13 protein-coding genes are annotated in these 17323 nt (G+C 76.7%); 7 read left to right on the forward strand and 6 right to left on the reverse strand.

What is annotated here, in order from left to right; genetic code table 11:
• Window positions 1-50: 50 nt before the first annotated feature.
• Window positions 51-1622 (reverse strand): GGDEF domain-containing protein, encoded by a 1572-nt coding sequence (locus tag Q0848_RS01040; protein WP_299033530.1) that lies wholly within the window; start codon window positions 1620-1622, stop codon window positions 51-53.
• A 129-nt stretch (window positions 1623-1751) separates the two neighbouring features.
• Here Q0848_RS01040 and Q0848_RS01045 point away from each other — a divergent pair, with 129 nt between their 5' ends.
• Entirely contained in the window at window positions 1752-2681 is a 930-nt protein-coding gene (locus Q0848_RS01045) for a ribonuclease Z (RefSeq protein ID WP_299033532.1), read from the forward strand.
• A 51-nt stretch (window positions 2682-2732) separates the two neighbouring features.
• Here the strand turns inward: Q0848_RS01045 and Q0848_RS01050 are convergent, their stop codons facing one another.
• From Q0848_RS01050 to Q0848_RS01065, 4 genes are all read right to left on the reverse strand, one after another.
• Window positions 2733-3617: a sulfotransferase domain-containing protein gene (locus Q0848_RS01050; protein WP_299033534.1), complete on the reverse strand. Its 885-nt coding sequence runs from the start codon at window positions 3615-3617 to the stop codon at window positions 2733-2735.
• 10 nt (window positions 3618-3627) lie between these two features.
• Complete coding sequence (locus Q0848_RS01055; RefSeq protein ID WP_299033536.1) at window positions 3628-3822, reverse strand: hypothetical protein; 195 nt, start codon at window positions 3820-3822, stop codon at window positions 3628-3630.
• Window positions 3819-5147 (reverse strand): APC family permease, encoded by a 1329-nt coding sequence (locus Q0848_RS01060; RefSeq protein WP_299033539.1) that lies wholly within the window; start codon window positions 5145-5147, stop codon window positions 3819-3821. The genes Q0848_RS01055 and Q0848_RS01060 overlap by 4 nt, the downstream gene beginning before the upstream one ends.
• Window positions 5148-5231: 84 nt before the next feature.
• Window positions 5232-6362: a glutathione-independent formaldehyde dehydrogenase gene (locus Q0848_RS01065; RefSeq protein WP_299033542.1), complete on the reverse strand. Its 1131-nt coding sequence runs from the start codon at window positions 6360-6362 to the stop codon at window positions 5232-5234.
• Between the two features lie 156 nt (window positions 6363-6518).
• Here Q0848_RS01065 and Q0848_RS01070 point away from each other — a divergent pair, with 156 nt between their 5' ends.
• The gene (locus Q0848_RS01070) at window positions 6519-8993 is read left to right on the forward strand and encodes a phosphoketolase (RefSeq protein WP_299033544.1); all 2475 of its coding nucleotides are present in this window, start codon (window positions 6519-6521) and stop codon (window positions 8991-8993) included.
• Here Q0848_RS01070 and Q0848_RS01075 read toward each other — a convergent pair.
• Window positions 8990-11203, reverse strand: coding sequence for a DUF6351 family protein (locus Q0848_RS01075; protein WP_299033547.1), 2214 nt, complete (start codon window positions 11201-11203; stop codon window positions 8990-8992). The two genes, Q0848_RS01070 and Q0848_RS01075, sit on opposite strands and share 4 nt — an antisense overlap.
• A 246-nt stretch (window positions 11204-11449) precedes the next feature.
• On the opposite strand from Q0848_RS01075, the gene Q0848_RS01080 reads away from it, so the two are divergent.
• From Q0848_RS01080 to Q0848_RS01100, 5 genes are all read left to right on the forward strand, one after another.
• Window positions 11450-12523, forward strand: a complete 1074-nt coding sequence (locus tag Q0848_RS01080; protein WP_299033550.1) for an NADH:flavin oxidoreductase/NADH oxidase — start codon at window positions 11450-11452, stop codon at window positions 12521-12523.
• Window positions 12524-12711: 188 nt separating this feature from the next.
• Window positions 12712-13500 carry an ABC transporter ATP-binding protein gene (locus tag Q0848_RS01085; protein ID WP_299033553.1) on the forward strand — a complete coding sequence of 263 codons (789 nt, stop codon included), beginning with the start codon at window positions 12712-12714 and terminating at the stop codon, window positions 13498-13500.
• A complete protein-coding gene (locus Q0848_RS01090) occupies window positions 13482-15086 on the forward strand; it encodes a hypothetical protein (protein ID WP_299033556.1) in 1605 nt (534 codons plus the stop codon). Before Q0848_RS01085 ends, Q0848_RS01090 begins: the two co-directional genes overlap by 19 nt.
• A gap of 66 nt (window positions 15087-15152) precedes the next feature.
• Entirely contained in the window at window positions 15153-16646 is a 1494-nt protein-coding gene (locus Q0848_RS01095; RefSeq protein WP_299033559.1) for an NAD-dependent malic enzyme, read from the forward strand.
• A gap of 55 nt (window positions 16647-16701) precedes the next feature.
• The gene (locus Q0848_RS01100) at window positions 16702-17271 is read left to right on the forward strand and encodes a YqgE/AlgH family protein (protein WP_366146344.1); all 570 of its coding nucleotides are present in this window, start codon (window positions 16702-16704) and stop codon (window positions 17269-17271) included.
• The last annotated feature ends 52 nt before the right edge of the window (window positions 17272-17323 follow it).

A 17323-nucleotide genomic window follows, 5' to 3' on the forward strand; every position in this document is an offset into this window, starting at 1 on the left:
CCGGGGCGCGGAGCCCCTCGGCCCGCAGGCGCGGTGGTGGACCACGCCGATCACCGGTGCAGCTCGCCGGCTGACCTCCCCGCGGCCGGGCGTGCGGGCGCGGCCGGCGGGGGGAGGGCGACCGGTGCGCGGAGCCGCCCCTGCTTGCGGGCGTACATGGCCCGGTCGGCTGCCCTCAGCGCGCCGTCGACCGCGTCGTCGGTCCTCCCCGTGACGGGTGCCAGGCCGATCGAGGCGCCCACGACGACCGACCGCCCGTCCGGCAGGCGGACCGGGGCGCGCAGCGCGCGCGCGAGGGCCTCGACGAGGTCGGACGGGTCCGCGTCGTCGCGTCCGGAGGGGAGGACAGCGGCGAACTCGTCACCACCGAGCCTGGAGACGACGGCGTCCTCGCCGAGGACGGCGCACAACCGCTGGCCCACGGCGACGAGCACGTGGTCACCGGCGTGGTGGCCGTGCCGGTCGTTGACGAGCTTGAAGCCGTCGAGGTCCAGCAGGAGGAGCTCGGCCGTGTCGCCGTGCCCGCCACGGGTGCACAGCGCCTCCCGCAGCCCGCGCCGGTTGAGCAGGCCCGTGAGCTCGTCGGTGCGCGCGAGCCGGTGGGCGTCGGCGGCCTCGCGGGCCTGTCCCAGCGCGAGGGTGAGCAGGAGCACGGCCGCACCGAGCGTCGTGACCGCCGCACCGGCGAGGAGGGGACCCGCCGGGCCGGGGAGGGCGGGCCGGACGACGAGCAGGGCCAGGGCCGCCACGGCGGCGGCCACGACGGGGGTGCGTGAGCGCCACCGGTCGCCCGTCACGAGCGGGGTCCTCGTCGCGGCGAAGCCGCTCACGACCGTCGCCAGGGCGACGCCGTACGCGGTGTGGTGGAGGGCGACGACGACGTCCCCCTCGAGCCAGCCCGACACGAGCAGGGCGTCGAGCACCGCCAGGGCCCCGAGCCCCGCGGCGACCAGCCACGTCCCCGCGGAGGGTCGTGCTCCCGCTCGCCGGACCTGCACGAGCACGAGGACGACCAGCGCTGCCCAGACCGCGGGGTAGACGGCGCCCACGGCGACGCGCGGCGAGAGGTGGCCGGTGACGAGCGGGTTGGCGAGCAGGCCGCCCACGGCGCTCGTGACGCCGCCGACCACGACCACGGTCTCGGCGACGAGCACGGACCACCAGCGGAGGCGGTGGGTGGGGGAGGTCCGCACGTCGGGCGGGGCGACCACGTCGAGCCGGACGGTGGCGGCGAAGGCCAGCAGCGACGCCACGAAGAGCCACTCGTGCTCGGTGGGCAGCGCGGTGGGGGGCTCCTCCTCGAAGACGGCCAGCACGGCGGCTGCCGCCCAGGTGCCCACCGCCAGGACGAGGGCCGTCGCCGCGGCGCGGCGCCGGCGGCGGGTCACGGCCAGCGCGCCGGCGCACGCGACGACCATCGCCATCCCGACGACGGTGAGCAGGGCCATCCCCCGGACCGCGAGCACACCGCCGACGAGGCCCAGCACGACGGCCGTCGGGAGGCCGACGAGGACGACGACGACGAGCACGACGTGCGCGGGAGACGCCGTGCGCGCCCGTCCGCCCGCAGACAGCTCGCCCGGAGGCGTCCCGCCCGCCGAGCCCCTGATCGCCTCGCCCACCCGACCCCCCGCTCCCGTCCGCCCGCGAGCCTCCCAGGTGGGGGGTGCCCGCGGCAGGCGTACCGCGCAAGGCGCCCAGGACGCCCGCGGACCGTGCGCGGGACGCGTCGCTCGCCTAGCGTCGGCGCCGTGCCGGCCCGCGAGCTCGTCGTCCTCGGGACGTCGTCGGCGGTGCCGACGCGGACGCGCGGCCACTCCGGGCACCTGCTGCGCTGGGACGGCGAGGGCCTGCTCGTCGACCCGGGGGAGGGGACGCAGCGGCAGATGCTGCTCGCGGGCGTCTCGGCCTCCGACGTCGACGTCATCGCCCTGACGCACGAGCACGGCGACCACGTGCTCGGCCTGCCCGGCGTCCTGCAGCGGCGGGCGATGGACGGCGCGACGACGCCGGTGCCGCTCGTCTTCCCGGCGCCGGCCGCCCCGCTCGTCGCGCACCTGCTCGGCGCGGCGGCGCACGCGGGCGCGCTCGCCGTCCCGTGCCCCGTGGACGGCGACGGCCCGGTGCGCGGGCCGGACGGAAGCCTGCTGCGCGTCGGGGGCGCCGTCCTGCACGCCGTGGCCCTGGACCACCGCGTCCCGGCGTGCGGCTACCGGCTGGTCGAGCCGGACGGTCGGCGGATGCTGCCGGCCGCCCTCGCCGACCGCGGGGTCACCGGCCCCGCCGTGGGCGCGCTGCAGCGCGAGGGGCGGCTGGAGGTGCCGGGCGGCGTCGTGCACCTGGAGGACGTGAGCGCGCCGCGTCGCGGGCAGGTGGTGGCCGTGGTCGAGGACACGCGCTGGTGCGAGGGGGCGCTGCGCGCGGCGGCCGGGGCCGACCTGCTGCTGTGCGAGGCCACCTTCGCCGACGCCGAGGAGCACCTCGCGGCGCCGTACGGCCACCTCACCGCGCGGCAGGCGGGCCGGCTCGCCCGGGAGGCGGGCGCGCGGCGGCTCGTGCTCACCCACTTCTCCTCGCGCTACCCCGACGTCGGGCCGCTGCTGGCGCAGGCCCGCGAGGAGCACGACGACGTCGTCGCGGCGGCGGACCTGGAGCGCCACCCCGTCCCTCCGCGGCGCTGAGGAGGGCGGACGGGCGACGACTCGCCCGTGATGGGCCGGCGGGTCAGCGGGTCAGCGGTGGAGCCAGGCGGAGAGGTCGTCCGGGAAGAGGTCCCGGGCGCGCTCGGCGTAGCGCTCGCGCACTCCGGATGGGGCGACCCGGTCGCCGTCGCCCGACCGCCCGCCGCGGAAGAAGGCCCGGCGGTCGAGCAGGACACCGGCGTCGGGGGCCAGCTCGTCGGCGCGCCCGCGCATCGCGGCGAACGTCGTCGCCGCCGCCACGGCGGCGACGCGCTCGTCGGACGCGGCCAGGCCCAGGTGCTCGGCGAGGCGCCGGACCTGGCCGGGCAGGTCGGCGAGCAGGTCCGCGTAGTGCACGAGGACGACGTCGTGCGGACCGCCGCGCCGGCCCCGGGCGTCGCGCAGGTGGTGCGCGACGCCGGGGAGGGAGTCCAGGGCCTCGCGCGGGTCGGGGTCGTCCTCGACCCAGCGCGCGAGCCAGTCCTCCAGCGCCGGTCGGGCCCGCGGCGGGGCGGGAGGGGCGCCGGTGAGCCGCGCGAGCGCGGCCCGGTCGAGGTTGGCCCCCTGGTGGAACAGGGAGACGGCGGCGTCGAGCGGGTGGCGCGCGGCGACGACGTAGGTGACGCCCTCGACGAGCGGGACCCCGTCGAGCGGGCTGTGCGTCTTCAGCACGCGTCGGTGCTCCTGCGCCGCGAGCCGCGCCGCCAGCTCCTCGAGGGGCTCCACGAGGTGGTCGACCCACGGCGCGAGGACGGGCAGCGGGCTCGGCAGGGGCCCCGGTCCGTGCAGGAGGTGCAGGCAGACCGCCTGCACCCAGGTGGTCCCGTGCTTGGAGCGGGTGCTCACGACGACGTCGCCCGGGCGCAGAGGGACCGCGCCCCAGCGCGCGCCGTCCTCGTCGGAGGACCGGTAGCGGTGCGGGGGCGGGACGTCCACGCGCTCGACGCTAGCGGCGCCGCCCGACCTTCCGGAGGACCACGAGGTAGAGGCCCACGAGCGCGATGATCGGCCCGGCGGTGGCCCAGAACGAGCTCCCGGTCATCGGGCTGCCGCCCACGACCCCGACGCCCTGCAGGGTGAACAGCACCCCGAGCAGCACGAGGACGACCCCGACGGCGGTGAGCACGGCCGAGCGGCTCACGAGGTCCTCGCCGTCCGCTCGCTGCGGGAGCGGGTGAGCAGGTGCACCACCGCGCCGACTCCGAGCAGCAGGCCGCCGATGAGCCAGTTCTCGAGCGGCTGCTGCGCGAAGAGGACGGCGCAGGAGACGAGGGCGAGGACGGGCAGCGCGCGAGGGGCGCGGAAGTGGTCGTGCGCCACCTCGTCCTCCCGCAGGACGAGGACGGCGAGGTTCGTGCTGGTGAAGACGACGAGGAGCAGCAGCACCACCGTGCTGGCGAGGGTCTCGAGGCTGCCGACCAGGGCCAGCCCCATCGCCAGGGCGGTCGTCACGACGATGGCCGCCCACGGGGTCTGGCGGTTGGGCAGCGTGCGGCCGAGCACGGCGGGCAGGAGGCCCTCCCGGGCCATGCCGTACACGAGCCGGCTCGCCATGATCATCGTGAGCAGCGCCCCGTTGGCGACGGCGATCAGGGCGATGAGGCCGAAGAGCCAGGACGGCACGCCCGCGTCGGCGGCGTCCACGACGGCCAGGAGCGGGCCGCTGGTGCTGGCGAGCTCGTCCGAGGGCAGGACCGTCACGGCGGCGAGCGCGACGAGGACGTAGACGACGCCGGCGATCAGCAGCGACCCGAAGAGCGCCCGGGGGTACGTGCGCCGGACGTCGCGGACCTCCTCGGCGAGGTTGGCGGAGGTCTCGAAGCCGACGAAGGAGTAGAAGGCGAGCAGCGCCGCGCCGAGCACGGCGGCCCAGGGCGAGACGTCGGGCCGCAGCTCGAGCGCGCGACCGAGGTCGCCGTCCCCGCGCCCGAGCACGACGGCGCCGAGGACGACGACGAGCACCAGGCCGCCGACCTCGACGACGGTCATGCCGACGTTGGCGCCCAGCGACTCCTTGATGCCGCGGGCGTTGAGGGCCGCGATCAGGGCGAGGAAGACCACGGCCACCAGCACGGGCGGCGCGTCGAGGAACGGGCTCAGGTAGTCCCCCCCGAAGGCGATGGCCAGCCCCGCGGCGCTGGTGACGCCCGCCGCGAGCATCGACCAGCCCACGAGGAAGGAGATGAAGGGCCGGCCGTAAGCGCGCTGGGCGAAGACGGCCGCCCCGCCGGCGCGCGGGTACTTGGTGACGAGCTCGGCGTAGGACGCCGCCGTCAGCAGCGACATGCCCAGCGCCACGAGCAGGGGGATCCACACGGCGCCCCCGACCTGCTCCCCGATCACGCCGACGAGGGCGTACACCCCCGCGCCCAGGACGTCGCCGAGGATGAACAGCAGGAGCAGGGGTCCGGTCACACCGCGCTTGAGGCGGGTGTCGTCGTCACGCGTGGCGGGAGGTGAGGTCACGGGGACAGGGTGGGGCACACCGCTGTCCGGCGCGTGCCGGGCGTCCGCACCGCGGACGGGGGACGCCCGGCGACGGGCTGCGGGTCAGGGGTGCAGGAGGACCTTGGTCCACCCGTCGGTGCGGTCGTCGAAGTTCCGGTAGGCGTCCGGCGCCTCGTCGAGGGCCAGGTCGTGGCTGACGATGCTGCCGGGGGAGGCCTTGCCGGCGATGATCAGGTCGCGCAGCTGGCGGTTGTAGGCCTTGACGTTGGCCTGGCCGGTGGCCATCGACAGGCCCTTGAACCAGAAGTCGCCGTAGGGGAAGGCGAAGCGCCCCTCCTTCGCCTCCTCCGTGGCAGCGCCCGGGTCCTGCGGCACGAAGACGCCCACGACGCCGATGCCGCCGGTCGCACGGACCGACTGCACGAGCGTCTCGATCGTCGTGCCCGGCTTCTCGGCGCCGGTGTGGTCGTGCGCCTGCCAGCCGACCGCCTCGACGCCGCGGTCGGTGCCGACGCCGTCGGTGAGCTCCATGATCTGCTCGACCGGGTCGCCCTTGCTGTCGTCCACGGCCACCGCACCCATCTTCTCGGCCAGCGCGAGCCGGTCGGGGGCGCGGTCGACGACGTAGACCGCGCTGGCGCCGCGGACCTGGGCCGACAGGGCGGCCATGAGGCCGACGGGGCCGGCGCCCATGACGACGACCGAGTCGCCGGGCTCCATGCCGGACAGCTGCACGCCGTGCCAACCGGTCGGGAAGACATCCGACAGCATCGTGAAGTCGGCCTCGTGCTCGGTGCCCTCGGGCAGGTGGAGCGCGTTGAAGTCGGCGAAGGGCACCCGCAGGAGCTCGGCCTGGCCGCCCTGGTAGGGGCCCATGTCGGCGAAGCCGAAGGCCGCCCCGGCGGTGCCGGGGTTGGTCTCGAGGCAGAAGGCCGTCCGGCCCCGCATGCAGTTGCGGCAGTGGCCGCAGGCGATGTTGAAGGGCAGGGAGACGCGGTCGCCCTTCTTCAGGCGCGTGACGCCGGAGCCGACCTCCTCGACCACGCCCATGTTCTCGTGGCCGAAGATCCGGCCGGTCTCGATGTCGGTCCGGCCCTCGTACATGTGCAGGTCGGACCCGCAGATGTTCGTGGTCGTGATCCTCACGACGGCGTCCGTCGGGACCTCGACCCTCGCGTCGGGGACGTCGACGACCGAGACGTCCTTGGGGCCGTTGTAGACGAGTGCTCGCACAGCTGGTACCTCCGGTGGTGGGTCCCGGGAGCCCTGCAGGTGCGGGCTCCCGGCGCTCTCGACGGTACGAGCGGCGCGCGGGGGCTGCCCGGTGGGCGCTCGGCGGCCCGCCGTGGTGAGCGGGCGGCGGGGGGCGTGCGGCGCCACCCTGGGCCCATGGCGGAGCGCGGGACGACGGGCCGGGTGCTGGACGACGCCGAGGTGGAGGGGCTGGACCGCTGGTGGCGGGCGGCCAACTACCTGGCGGTCGGGCAGATCTACCTCATGGGCGACGACCCGCTGCTGAGCCGGCCGCTGGCCGCGGAGAGCACCAAGCCGCGGCTGCTGGGCCACTGGGGCACGACCCCGGGGCTGAACCTGCTGTGGGCGCACGCCAACCGCTGCATCCGCGAGCGCGACCTCGAGGCGCTGTTCGTCACCGGGCCCGGGCACGGCGGCCCGGCGGTCGTGGCCAGCACCTGGCTCGAGGGCACGTGGACCGACGTCTACCCCGACGTCACGCGCGACCTGGCGGGGATGGGGAAGCTGTTCCGCCAGTTCAGCTTCCCCGGCGGCATCCCCAGCCACGTCGCCGCCGACGTGCCCGGGTCGATCCACGAGGGCGGCGAGCTCGGCTACTCCCTCTCCCACGCGCACGGCGCGGCCTTCGACGACCCCGACCTCGTCGTCTTCTGCGTCATCGGCGACGGGGAGGCCGAGACCGGTCCGCTCGCCGGCTCCTGGCAGTCCGTCGCCTTCGTCGACGCCGCCCGCGACGGAGCCGTGCTGCCGGTCCTGCACCTGAACGGCTGGAAGATCGCCAACCCGACCACGCTGGCGCGGCTCTCGGACGCCGACCTCGTGGCCCACCTCGGCGGCCGCGGCTACGCGCCCGTCGTCGTCGAGGGGCCGCTGGAGGGGGAGGGCCCCGCCGACGTCCACCGCCGCCTGGCCGCCGCGCTCGACGAGTGCCTCGACGGCATCGCCGCCATCCAGGCCCGCGCCCGGCGGGAGGGCGCGCCCACCGGGGAGGTCGAGGACGCGGCCGACGTGCCCCGCTGGCCGCTGCTCGTGCTGCGGACCCCGAAGGGCTGGACCGGGCCGGCCGAGGAGGGCGGGAAGCGCGTCGAGGGGACCTGGCGCTCCCACCAGGTGCCCATCTCGGAGGTGCGCGGCGACGACGACGCCCGCCGCCGGCTCGAGGAGTGGATGCGCTCCTACCGCCCCGAGGAGCTCTTCACGGAGGACGGGACGCCGCAGCAGGACCTGCTGGACCTCGTGCCGCGGCCGGAGCGCCGCATGAGCGCCAACCCGCGCACCAACGGCGGGTCGGTCTCGCGGCCGCTGCGCCTGACCGACTTCCGCGACCACGCGGTGGAGGTCCGCGGCCCGGGCGAGACGATGCACTCCCCGACGACGGTGCTGGGGGACTGGCTCGCCCGGGTGGCCCTGGACAACACGACGACCTTCCGCCTCTTCGGTCCCGACGAGGTGGCCAGCAACCGGCTGCAGGCCGTCGTCGAGGCCGTGGGACGCGCGTGGGCCGAGGAGGGGCACCCCGACGACGACCGGATGCGCCCCTCGGGCCGGGTGATGGAGGTCCTGTCCGAGCACCTCGTCCAGGGGTGGCTGGAGGGCTACCTGCTCACCGGGCGCCACGGCGTGCTCACGAGCTACGAGGCCTTCGTCCACATCGTCGACTCGATGGTCAACCAGCACGCCAAGTGGCTGAAGGTGACGCGGCAGCTGCCGTGGCGGGAGCCGCTGCCCTCGCTGAACTACCTGCTCTCCAGCCACGTGTGGCGACAGGACCACAACGGCTTCTCCCACCAGGACCCGGGCTTCCTCGACCACGTGGCCACCAAGAAGGCGGAGATCACGCGGATCTACCTGCCGCCGGACGCCAACACGCTGCTGTCGACGATGGACCACTGCCTGCGCAGCCGGCACTACATCAACGTGGTCGTCGCCGGGAAGCAGATGGTCCACGACTACCTGCCGGTGCAGGAGGCGGTCGAGCACTGCGCCCGCGGGCTCGGGATCTGGGACTGGGCGAGCGACGACGAGGGGCGCGAGCCCGACGTCGTCGTCGCCGCGGCCGGGGACGTGCCGACCCTGGAGGCGCTCGCCGCCGTCGACCTCGTGCGCACGCACCTGCCCGAGGTGCGGGTGCGCTTCGTCAACGTCGTCGACCTCATGCGGCTGCAGAGCGACCGCGAGCACCCGCACGGGCTGTCCGACACCGAGTTCGAGACGGTCTTCACGAAGGACAAGCCGGTCGTCTTCGCCTTCCACGGCTACCCGGCGCTCGTGCACCGCCTCACGTACGAGCGGGCGAACCACGCGAGCTTCCACGTGCGGGGCTTCATCGAGGAGGGCACCACGACCACCCCCTTCGACATGGTCTCCGCGAACCGGATGGACCGCTTCCAGCTGGCCGTCGACGTCCTCGACCACGTGCCCGGCATGGCGCCCCGGTACGCGGCCCTGCGCCAGCGGCTGCTGGACGCCCGCCGGCGCGCCCGCGAGTTCGCCTACCTCCACGGCGAGGACCCGACCGAGATCAGCGGCTGGCGCTGGCCCCACGGCGGCGTGGACCACCCGATGCCCGGCGGGCAGGAGGAGGCGCCGTCCGCCGCGGCCTCCAGCTAGCGGCCGGCGCCCGTCGCCGACAGGGGCGCCCACACCCCCGGGGCCGTGAAGCGCAGCCACGGGGCGTCCAGGCCGACCTCGCCCGCGCCCGGGGAGGACCAGTCGCACACGCCGTCGGGGAAGACCTCCTGCAGCCGCGCCCAGGCGGCGTCGTCCATCGCCGGGTACTCCTCCCGCGCCGGCTCGCGCAGCGCGCAGGTCACGACGTCGCTCGCCAGCGGACCGCCCGCGACGATCCGCGGCGAGGCGTAGGAGGGGAAGAGCTCGTCGCACGCGCCCTCGCGGTAGCGCTGCTCCTCCTCCAGGCGGCGGCCGTCGGGCGCGACGCAGGCGTCGACGAGGCCGTCCGGCCTCGCCTCCACGACGACGTCGTGGGGGTCCCTCCCGCTGCGGTCCGCCGCCACGGCCAGGAGCCACTCGTCCATGGCGAGCAGCGACTCCTGCAGCAGCGGGCTGCGCAGGTCGAACAGCCCGTAGGTGTCGTCCTCCACGAGCATCACGAGGTTGTCCGCGTCGCCGTTCGCCTCGAGGAGCCGCTCGCGCAGCGAGAACGAGTGGTAGCGCATGTGGATGTCGCCGGAGGGGAGGTCGTCGGTGTAGGCCCGGTAGTCGATGATCGGCACCTGCGCGAGACCGGCGCCCCCGTCGAGGACCCGGCCCGTCCGGTAGGCGGCCTCGCGCGCGGCCGGGTCCGCGCGCATCCGCTCGGGCACGACCCGGCCGTCGACGTCGAGGCCGCCGACGCGCTCGTTGAGGTCGAGGAACTGCGCCGTCGTGAGGGTCCCGTCGGCCAGCGCCCCCAGGCCGTACTGGACCCCGACGTTGTCCAGCGGGCGGCGGGCGAAGCCGGTGGCGGGGTCGACGCCGTAGGCGTTGCGCGCGTGGTCCCAGACGGTCGCGCGGGCGCCGCCGGGGTTGGTCTCGGCGTCGTAGCGCGCCTCCGGCGGGACCGAGGCGTCGAACTCGGCGTCGGGGTCGAGGCGCGCGGCGCCGGCGCTCTGGGACGCCACCGCCTCCAGGACGCCGAAGCCGGAGACCGCTCGCAGCTGCTCGCCGGACAGGGCCCCGGGCGCGGTGGTGCGGGCGTAGTGGTCGAGCAGCCTCGCGTCGGCCAGCTTCTGCGAGGTCGCCTGGCCGACCTCGGGGAAGGTGCACCCGACGACGACGCCGTCGAGCAGGCCCGGGTAGGCGTCGGCGGCCTGCAGCGCCTGGTAGCTGCCGCCGGAGCACCCCCAGCCCACGAGGTAGCGCAGCTCCCCGTGGGTCTCGACGAGCACCTCCTTGGTCAGGCTGATGGTCTCGGAGGTGAGCAGGTCGTTGCAGTTGTGGCCGAAGACGTTGAGCGAGCTCGACACCACGGCCATGCCGCGCGAGAGCATCTCGTCGACGAGGACCCCGCCCGTGGACGACCCCTGCCGGTACCAGCCGCCGCGGCAGCCGCCCCCGAGCGTGTAGACGGCCCGGCCGGTCCACCCCGGGTCCGCGCGGAGCGGGCTCGGGTCCCGACCGTCGCGCGGGTCGTCGAGCGCCGCGATCTCGTAGACGCCGCGGTTGGCGGTGCCCGTCTGCACCCGCACGACGTAGGGGACGTCGGCGCCGTCCAGCGTCGTCGTCGTCGCGACGTCCGCGGGCAGCCTCCGCGTGCTCGGCAGGGGCGCGAACTGCCCGGCGGTGGTCCGGTAGACCCAGTCGACGCGGGTCGCCACCGTGCAGTCCTCGTCGAGCGGCGCCCCGAGGCGGTCGCCCGCGACCGTCCGGAACTCCTCGGTCTCGCAGGCGAAGGGCTCCTCGTGCGGCCCGGAGAGGACCGGCCCGGTGCTCGGGTGGGCGAGCACGTCCAGGTGCGCCGTCGCCGCGCGCGTCGCCGACGCCTCGAGGACGTGCCGGCCGGGCTCCAGGCCGTCGATCAGGGCGAGCAGCCCGCCGCTGCGCGAGCGCTGGAACTCGGCGGTGACGTCCTCCCCGTCCCGGCGCACCTCGAGCGAGCGCGGCCGCACCCCCGGCGGGAGGTCGACGCGCACGAGCGCCTCACCGCCGGTGACGGCGTCCGGCCGGCTGGAGACCACCTCCAGGCGCACCTGCGGCTCGTCCGCCGACCCGGCGGCCGGCGCCGCGGCCGCGGGAGCCGTGACGAGGCCCAGCGCGAGGACCGGGGCCGCCACCGCCCGCAGGACGGGTCCGACGCGTGCGTGCTCCCGGTGCGCCGTCATGGCTCCTCCGTCGTGGTCGTCCTCGACCGCCCCGCCCGAGCGGGCGGGCGCTGCTGCCGGCGCATCCTGCTCCCGAGCGGCCGGTCCGGACAAGAGGGACGTACGTCCCTGTTCTCGGCGGCGCCGCGGACGCGCGCCTCGGTGGCCGGGTGCGCGTCCTGGGGCCGCGCCGCACTGCTGCCCGCGTGAGGAGCAGGGGTGGTGCCCGCGCGGGAAGCGGGGGCGCGGGCGGCGGGTTGGGCCGGTGTGACCACGCTCTTCGACCCCCTCCAGCTGCGCGACGTCGAGATCCCGAACCGGATCTGGGTCTCGCCGATGTGCCAGTACTCCTGCGACCCGGTGGGTGCGCCCGGCCTCGTCCACGACTGGCACCTCGTGCACCTGGGCTCCTTCGCCCTCGGCGGCGCCGGGCTCGTGCTCACCGAGGCCGCCGCGGTCAGCCCCGAGGGGCGGATCTCCCCCGAGGACGCCGGCATCTGGACCGACGAGCAGGCGCGGGCCTGGGCGCGCGTCGTCGCCTTCCTCCACGCGCAGGGCTCGCGCGCGGGCGTCCAGCTGGCGCACGCGGGCCGCAAGGCCTCGACCTACCGGCCGTTCGAGGCCGCCGGGACGGGGAGCGTGCCCGCCGCCGAGGGCGGCTGGGAGACCGTCGGGCCGAGCGCCGAGGCCTTCGGCCGCTACGCCGAGCCCCGCGCGCTGGACGCCGAGGGCCTGCGCCGGGTGGTGGAGGACTTCGCGGCCGCCGCGCGGCGCGCCGACGAGGCGGGCTTCGACGTCGTCGAGGTGCACGCCGCGCACGGGTACCTGCTGCACCAGTTCCTGTCCCCGCTGTCCAACCGGCGCGAGGACTCCCACGGCGGCGACCTCGCCGGGCGCGCGCGCCTGCTGCTCGAGGTCGTCGACGCCGTCCGGGCCGTCTGGCCGCAGGGCAAGCCCGTCGTCGTGCGCGTCTCGGCGACGGACTGGACCGACGGCGGCCTGCAGCTGGACGAGGTCGTCACGGTGTCGGGGTGGCTGCGCGAGCACGGCGTCGACCTCGTCGACGTCTCCACGGGCGGCAACTCGCCCGCGGCCAGCATCCCCGTGGCACCGGGCTACCAGGTGCCCCACGCCGAGGCGGTGCGCCGCGGCGCCGGCGTCGCCACCGGGGCCGTCGGCATGATCACCGACCCGGCGCAGGCCGCGCAGGTCGTCGCGCAGGGCCAGGCCGACGTCGTGCTGCTGGCCCGCGAGCTGCTGCGCGACCCCCGCTGGCCGCAGCGCGCCGCGCGCGAGCTGGGCGGTCAGGTGGCGCGCCCGCCGCAGTACGCGCGCGCCTGAGTCCTGCGACCGGGGCGTCGTCGCGTCCGCGGACGGGGCCGGGTGCGCTCCGGCACTGGCTCGGCGCCCGGGGGGCCGGTGCCGCGGGGTTCCGGGCGCCGGCCTGACGTGCCTGCCGCGCTCCCGGCCCCGTCCGCTCGGGAGCACCTCACCCCTGCGTCCGGCGAGCGGCGCTAGCGTCCTCGGCCGTGGGGGAGAGCGGTGCAGCGGAGCAGACGGGCGGACCCGCCCTGGAGCTGCGACGGCTCGTCAAGCGCTTCGGGGGCCGCACGGCGGTCGACGGGGTGGACCTCGTGGTGCCCGTCGGCTCGGTCACCGGGCTCGTCGGGCCCAACGGCGCGGGCAAGACGACGACCCTGTCGATGGCGACCGGCCTGCTGCGCCCGGACGGCGGCACCGCCCGCGTGCTGGGGCGCGACGTGTGGTCCGACCCGGTGGCCGCCAAGCGGCTCGTGGGCGTCCTGCCCGACGGCCTGCGCCTGTTCGACCGCCTCTCGGGGCGCGAGCTCGTGCGCACGACCGGGCAGCTGCACGGGCTGCGGCGCGACGTCGCGTCCGCGCGCGCCGACGAGCTGCTGGCGGTCCTCGGGCTCGCCGCCCAGGGCGAGGAGCTCGTCGTGGACTACTCCGCCGGGATGACGAAGAAGGTCGCCCTGGCGTGCGCCCTCGTCCACGCTCCCCGGCTGCTCGTGCTCGACGAGCCGTTCGAGGCGGTCGACCCCGTCTCGGCCGCCGCCATCCGCGAGGTCCTCGCCCGCTTCCGCGCGGGCGGGGGGACGGTCGTGCTCTCGAGCCACGTCATGGAGCTCGTCGAGCGCCTGTGCGACCGCGTCGTCGTCGTCGCCGGCGGCCGGGTGCTGGCCGAGGGGACGCTGGAGGAGGTGCGGGGCGGCGGCACGCTCGAGGAGCGCTTCGTCGAGCTGGCCGGCGGGACGAGCCACCTGGGGGAGGGACTCGCGTGGTTGCGGTCCTCCTGAGGCTGCGCCTGGCCCTGTGGCGGGGCGCCCTGCGCCGCGACACCTGGCGCGTCGTCGTCCTGGTGCTCGGCGGCCTCTGGGGCCTCGGCCTCGTCGCGGGCGCGCTGACCGGCCTCGCGGCCCTGTCCGGGGCCCCCGTGGAGGTGGCGCGCGCGGTCGTGGTGGTCGGCGGGACGCTGCTCGTCGTCGGCTGGACGCTCGTCCCGGTGCTGGCCTTCGGCGTCGACCCGTCGCTGGACCCGGCGCGCTTCGCGACGCTGTCGGTGCCCCCGCGCACCCTCGCGGTCGGGCTGCTGCTCGGCGCCCTGGTGGGCGTCCCCGGCGTGCTCAGCCTGCTCGTCGGCGTCGGGACGGCCCTCGCCTGGCTGCGCGGCCCGGCGGCGCCCGCGCTCGCGCTCGTCGCGGCCCTCGGCGGCGTCCTCGGCGTCCTGACGGCCGTCGCGCTGGGGCGCCTGGTGACGTCGGCGGCGGCCGGGGTGCTCTCCCACCGCCGCGCGCGCGAGGCCACGGCCGTGGTCGGCGTCCTCGCGCTCGCGCTGCTCGGGCCCGTGCTCGCCTCCGTCGGCGAGCTGCTGCCGGCCCTGGACCTGGAGGGAGCCGGGCGCGCCCTGGACGTCGTCGCGTGGACGCCGCTCGGCCTCGCCTGGGCCGCGCCGGCCGACGCCGCGGCGGGCGCGTGGGCCACCGCGCTCACCCGCCTCGCGCTCGCCGCCGCGGCGCTCGCCGCCCTCGTGCTGGCCTGGGCCGCGGTGCTGGCCCGGCGCCTGGAGTCGCCGGGCCCCTCCTCGGCGGGGCGGCCGGCGCGCCGCCACCGCTCGTCGGCCTCGCGGCTGCCGGAGGGCGTCCGCTGGGCCGTCGCGTCCCGGTGCCTGCGGTACTGGCGGCGCGACCCCCGCTACGTCGTCGCCGCCGCCAGCTCGCTGGTGATGCCGCTCGTCCTGGCCCTGCTCGCCGTGCTCGGGAGCCTCCCCGAGGTCTTCCTGTGGTGCCTCGGCCCGGCCACCGGGCTCGTCCTCGGGGCCGCCCTGCACAACGACGTGGCCCTGGACGGGCCCGCCTTCTGGTCGCACCTGGCGGCCGGGGTCCGCGGGGTCGACGACCGGGCCGGGCGCAGCGCGGCCCTCCTGCTGTGGGCCGTGCCCGTGGTCGCGGGCACCACGGTGGTCGGCGTCGTCCTCGCCGCGGGCGGCGCCGCCCTCGCCCCCGAGGGGCTGGCGCGGCTCGCCGGGGCGCTGGGCGCCGCGCTGGGGCTGCTGCTCGCGGGCACCGCCGTCTCCGCGGTGGTCAGCGCGGTGCGGCCCTACCCCGCCCAGGCCGCCGGGGAGAGCCCCTTCTCCCAGCCGAGCGGCGCCGCCCTCCCGGGATCGGTCGCCCAGCTCCTGACCTTCCTGCTGACCGGCCTGCTCGCCCTGCCGGCCGTGCTCCTCGGCGCGCTCACGCCGCTGCAGCCGTGGCTGGGGCCGCTGGCGCTCGCCGCGGGCGCGGGGCTGGGCGTCCTCGCGCTGCGCGAGGGGGTGCGGCGCGGGGGAGCGCTGCTGGACCACCGGGCGCCCGAGCTCCTGGCCGCGGTCCGGCGCGACCGCTGAGGCGCGGCGCCGGGGACCCGGTGTCGCACCAGGGCCCGGACGGCGGCCGTGCGGCAGGATGCCGCCATGCCTGCCGCACCCAGCGTGTCGTACTCGATCACCGTCCGCCTCGAGCTGCCGGCCCGCCCCACGGCCGTCAGCGAGCTCACCTCGGCGATCGAGAGCGGGCAGGGCATCGTCACGGCGCTGGACGTCACCGCGTCGGGCGCCGGGCGGGTGCGCGTCGACGTCACCTGCGCGACCCGCGGCACCGACCACGCCGAGGAGATCGTCGAGAACCTCCGCGCGCTCGACGGCGTCGACATCGGCCGCGTCTCCGACCGGACCTTCCTGGCCCACCTCGGCGGCAAGATCTCCGTCGAGCCGAAGATGCCGATCCGCACGCGCGACGACCTCTCGCTCATCTACACCCCCGGCGTCGCCCGGGTCTGCGAGGCGATCGCGAAGGAGCCCGCGGACGCCCGGCGGCTGACCATCAAGCGCAACACGGTCGCCGTCGTCACGGACGGCACCGCGGTCCTGGGCCTCGGCGACATCGGCCCGCTGGCCGCGCTGCCGGTGATGGAGGGCAAGGCGGCCCTGTTCAAGCGCTTCGGCGGCATCGACGCGTTCCCGATCTGCCTCGACACGACCGACACCGAGGAGATCATCACCGCGGTCAAGGCCATCGCGCCGGTCTTCGCGGGCATCAACCTCGAGGACATCGCCGCGCCGCGGTGCTTCGAGATCGAGGACCGGCTGCGCGAGGAGCTGGACATCCCCGTCTTCCACGACGACCAGCACGGCACCGCCATCGTCTGCACCGCGGCGCTGCTCAACGCCCTCAAGGTCGTCGGCAAGGAGCTGGGGGAGGTCCGCGTCGTCATGTCCGGCGCGGGCGCGGCGGGCACGGCGGTGCTCAAGCTGCTGCTGGCCGCGGGGGCCCGCGACGTCGTCGTGGCCGACATCGACGGCGTCGTGCACTCGGGCCGTCCGGGCCTGCACCCCTCGTCCCGGTGGACGGCGGAGAACACGAACCCGCGCGGGCTGACGGGCACCCTCAAGGACGCGATGGCGGGCGCGGACGTCTTCATCGGCGTCAGCGCGCCGAACATCCTCACCGGCGACGACATCGCGACGATGGCGCCCGACTCCGTGGTCTTCGCCCTGGCCAACCCCGTCCCGGAGGTCGACCCGACCGCCGCCGCGGCGCACGCCGCGGTCGTGGCCACCGGGCGCAGCGACTTCGCGAACCAGATCAACAACGTGCTGGCCTTCCCCGGCGTCTTCCGGGGGCTCCTCGACGCGCAGTCGCACTCCATCGACGAGGCCATGCTGCTGGCTGCGGCCCGCGCGCTGGCGGCGGTCGTGGGCGACGACGAGCTGAACGCGGCCTACATCGTCCCCAGCGTCTTCCACCCCGACGTCGCCACCGTGGTGGCGGACGCCGTCGAGGCGGCGGCGCGCGCGGCCGGCGCCGGGGAGGAGCCCTCGCCCGTGGTCGCGGCCACCGAGGCCGCGGCCGGGGCGGGGGAGGACGTCGGGTCCTCCGCCGGGGCGGTCGCCGGCGGCCAGCTCTGACCCCCGGCGCCCCCCGCGCGGGCCGCCGGGCGAGCGCTCGCCGGGGCGGGTGAGGATGGGGCCCGTGGCGGACGAGCGGTACGTGGGGCGCCTGCTGGTGGCCGCCCCCGCGCTCTCGGAGGGGGAGTTCCGGCGCGCCGTCGTCCTCGTGCTCGACCACGACGGCTCGGGGGCGCTGGGCGTGGTGGTCAACCGCCCCCTGCCGGTGCGCGTGGACGCCGTGCTGCCGCCGTGGCAGGCGCACGTCACCGAGCCCGCCCGCCTCTTCCGCGGCGGGCCGGTGGCCCTGGACTCCGCGCTCGGCCTCGTCGTGGTCCCCGGGGACGCGCCCGAGCCCGCCGGGGTGCGCCGGATCATCGGCGCGCTGGGGCTCGTGGACCTGGACGCCGAGCCCGAGGAGGTCTCGCGCTCCGCCTCGGGGCTGCGGATCTTCGCGGGCTACGCGGGCTGGAGCCCCGGGCAGCTCGAGGGCGAGGTCGCCGACGGCTCCTGGATGGTGCTGGACGCCGAGCCCTCCGACGCGGTCACCCCGCGCCCCGAGGACCTCTGGGCGGCCGTCCTGCGGCGCCAGCCGGGCCGGCTCGCGCTGCTGGCCAGCTTCCCCGAGGACGTCGCCCTCAACTGACCCGCCGCGGGGCCGGCGGGCTCCCGGGGCGGGCGGTGGGGCGCCGCGCCCG

Origin of the sequence: uncultured Pseudokineococcus sp., from assembly GCF_947495735.1 — a bacterium.
Taxonomy (GTDB): domain Bacteria; phylum Actinomycetota; class Actinomycetes; order Actinomycetales; family Quadrisphaeraceae; genus Pseudokineococcus.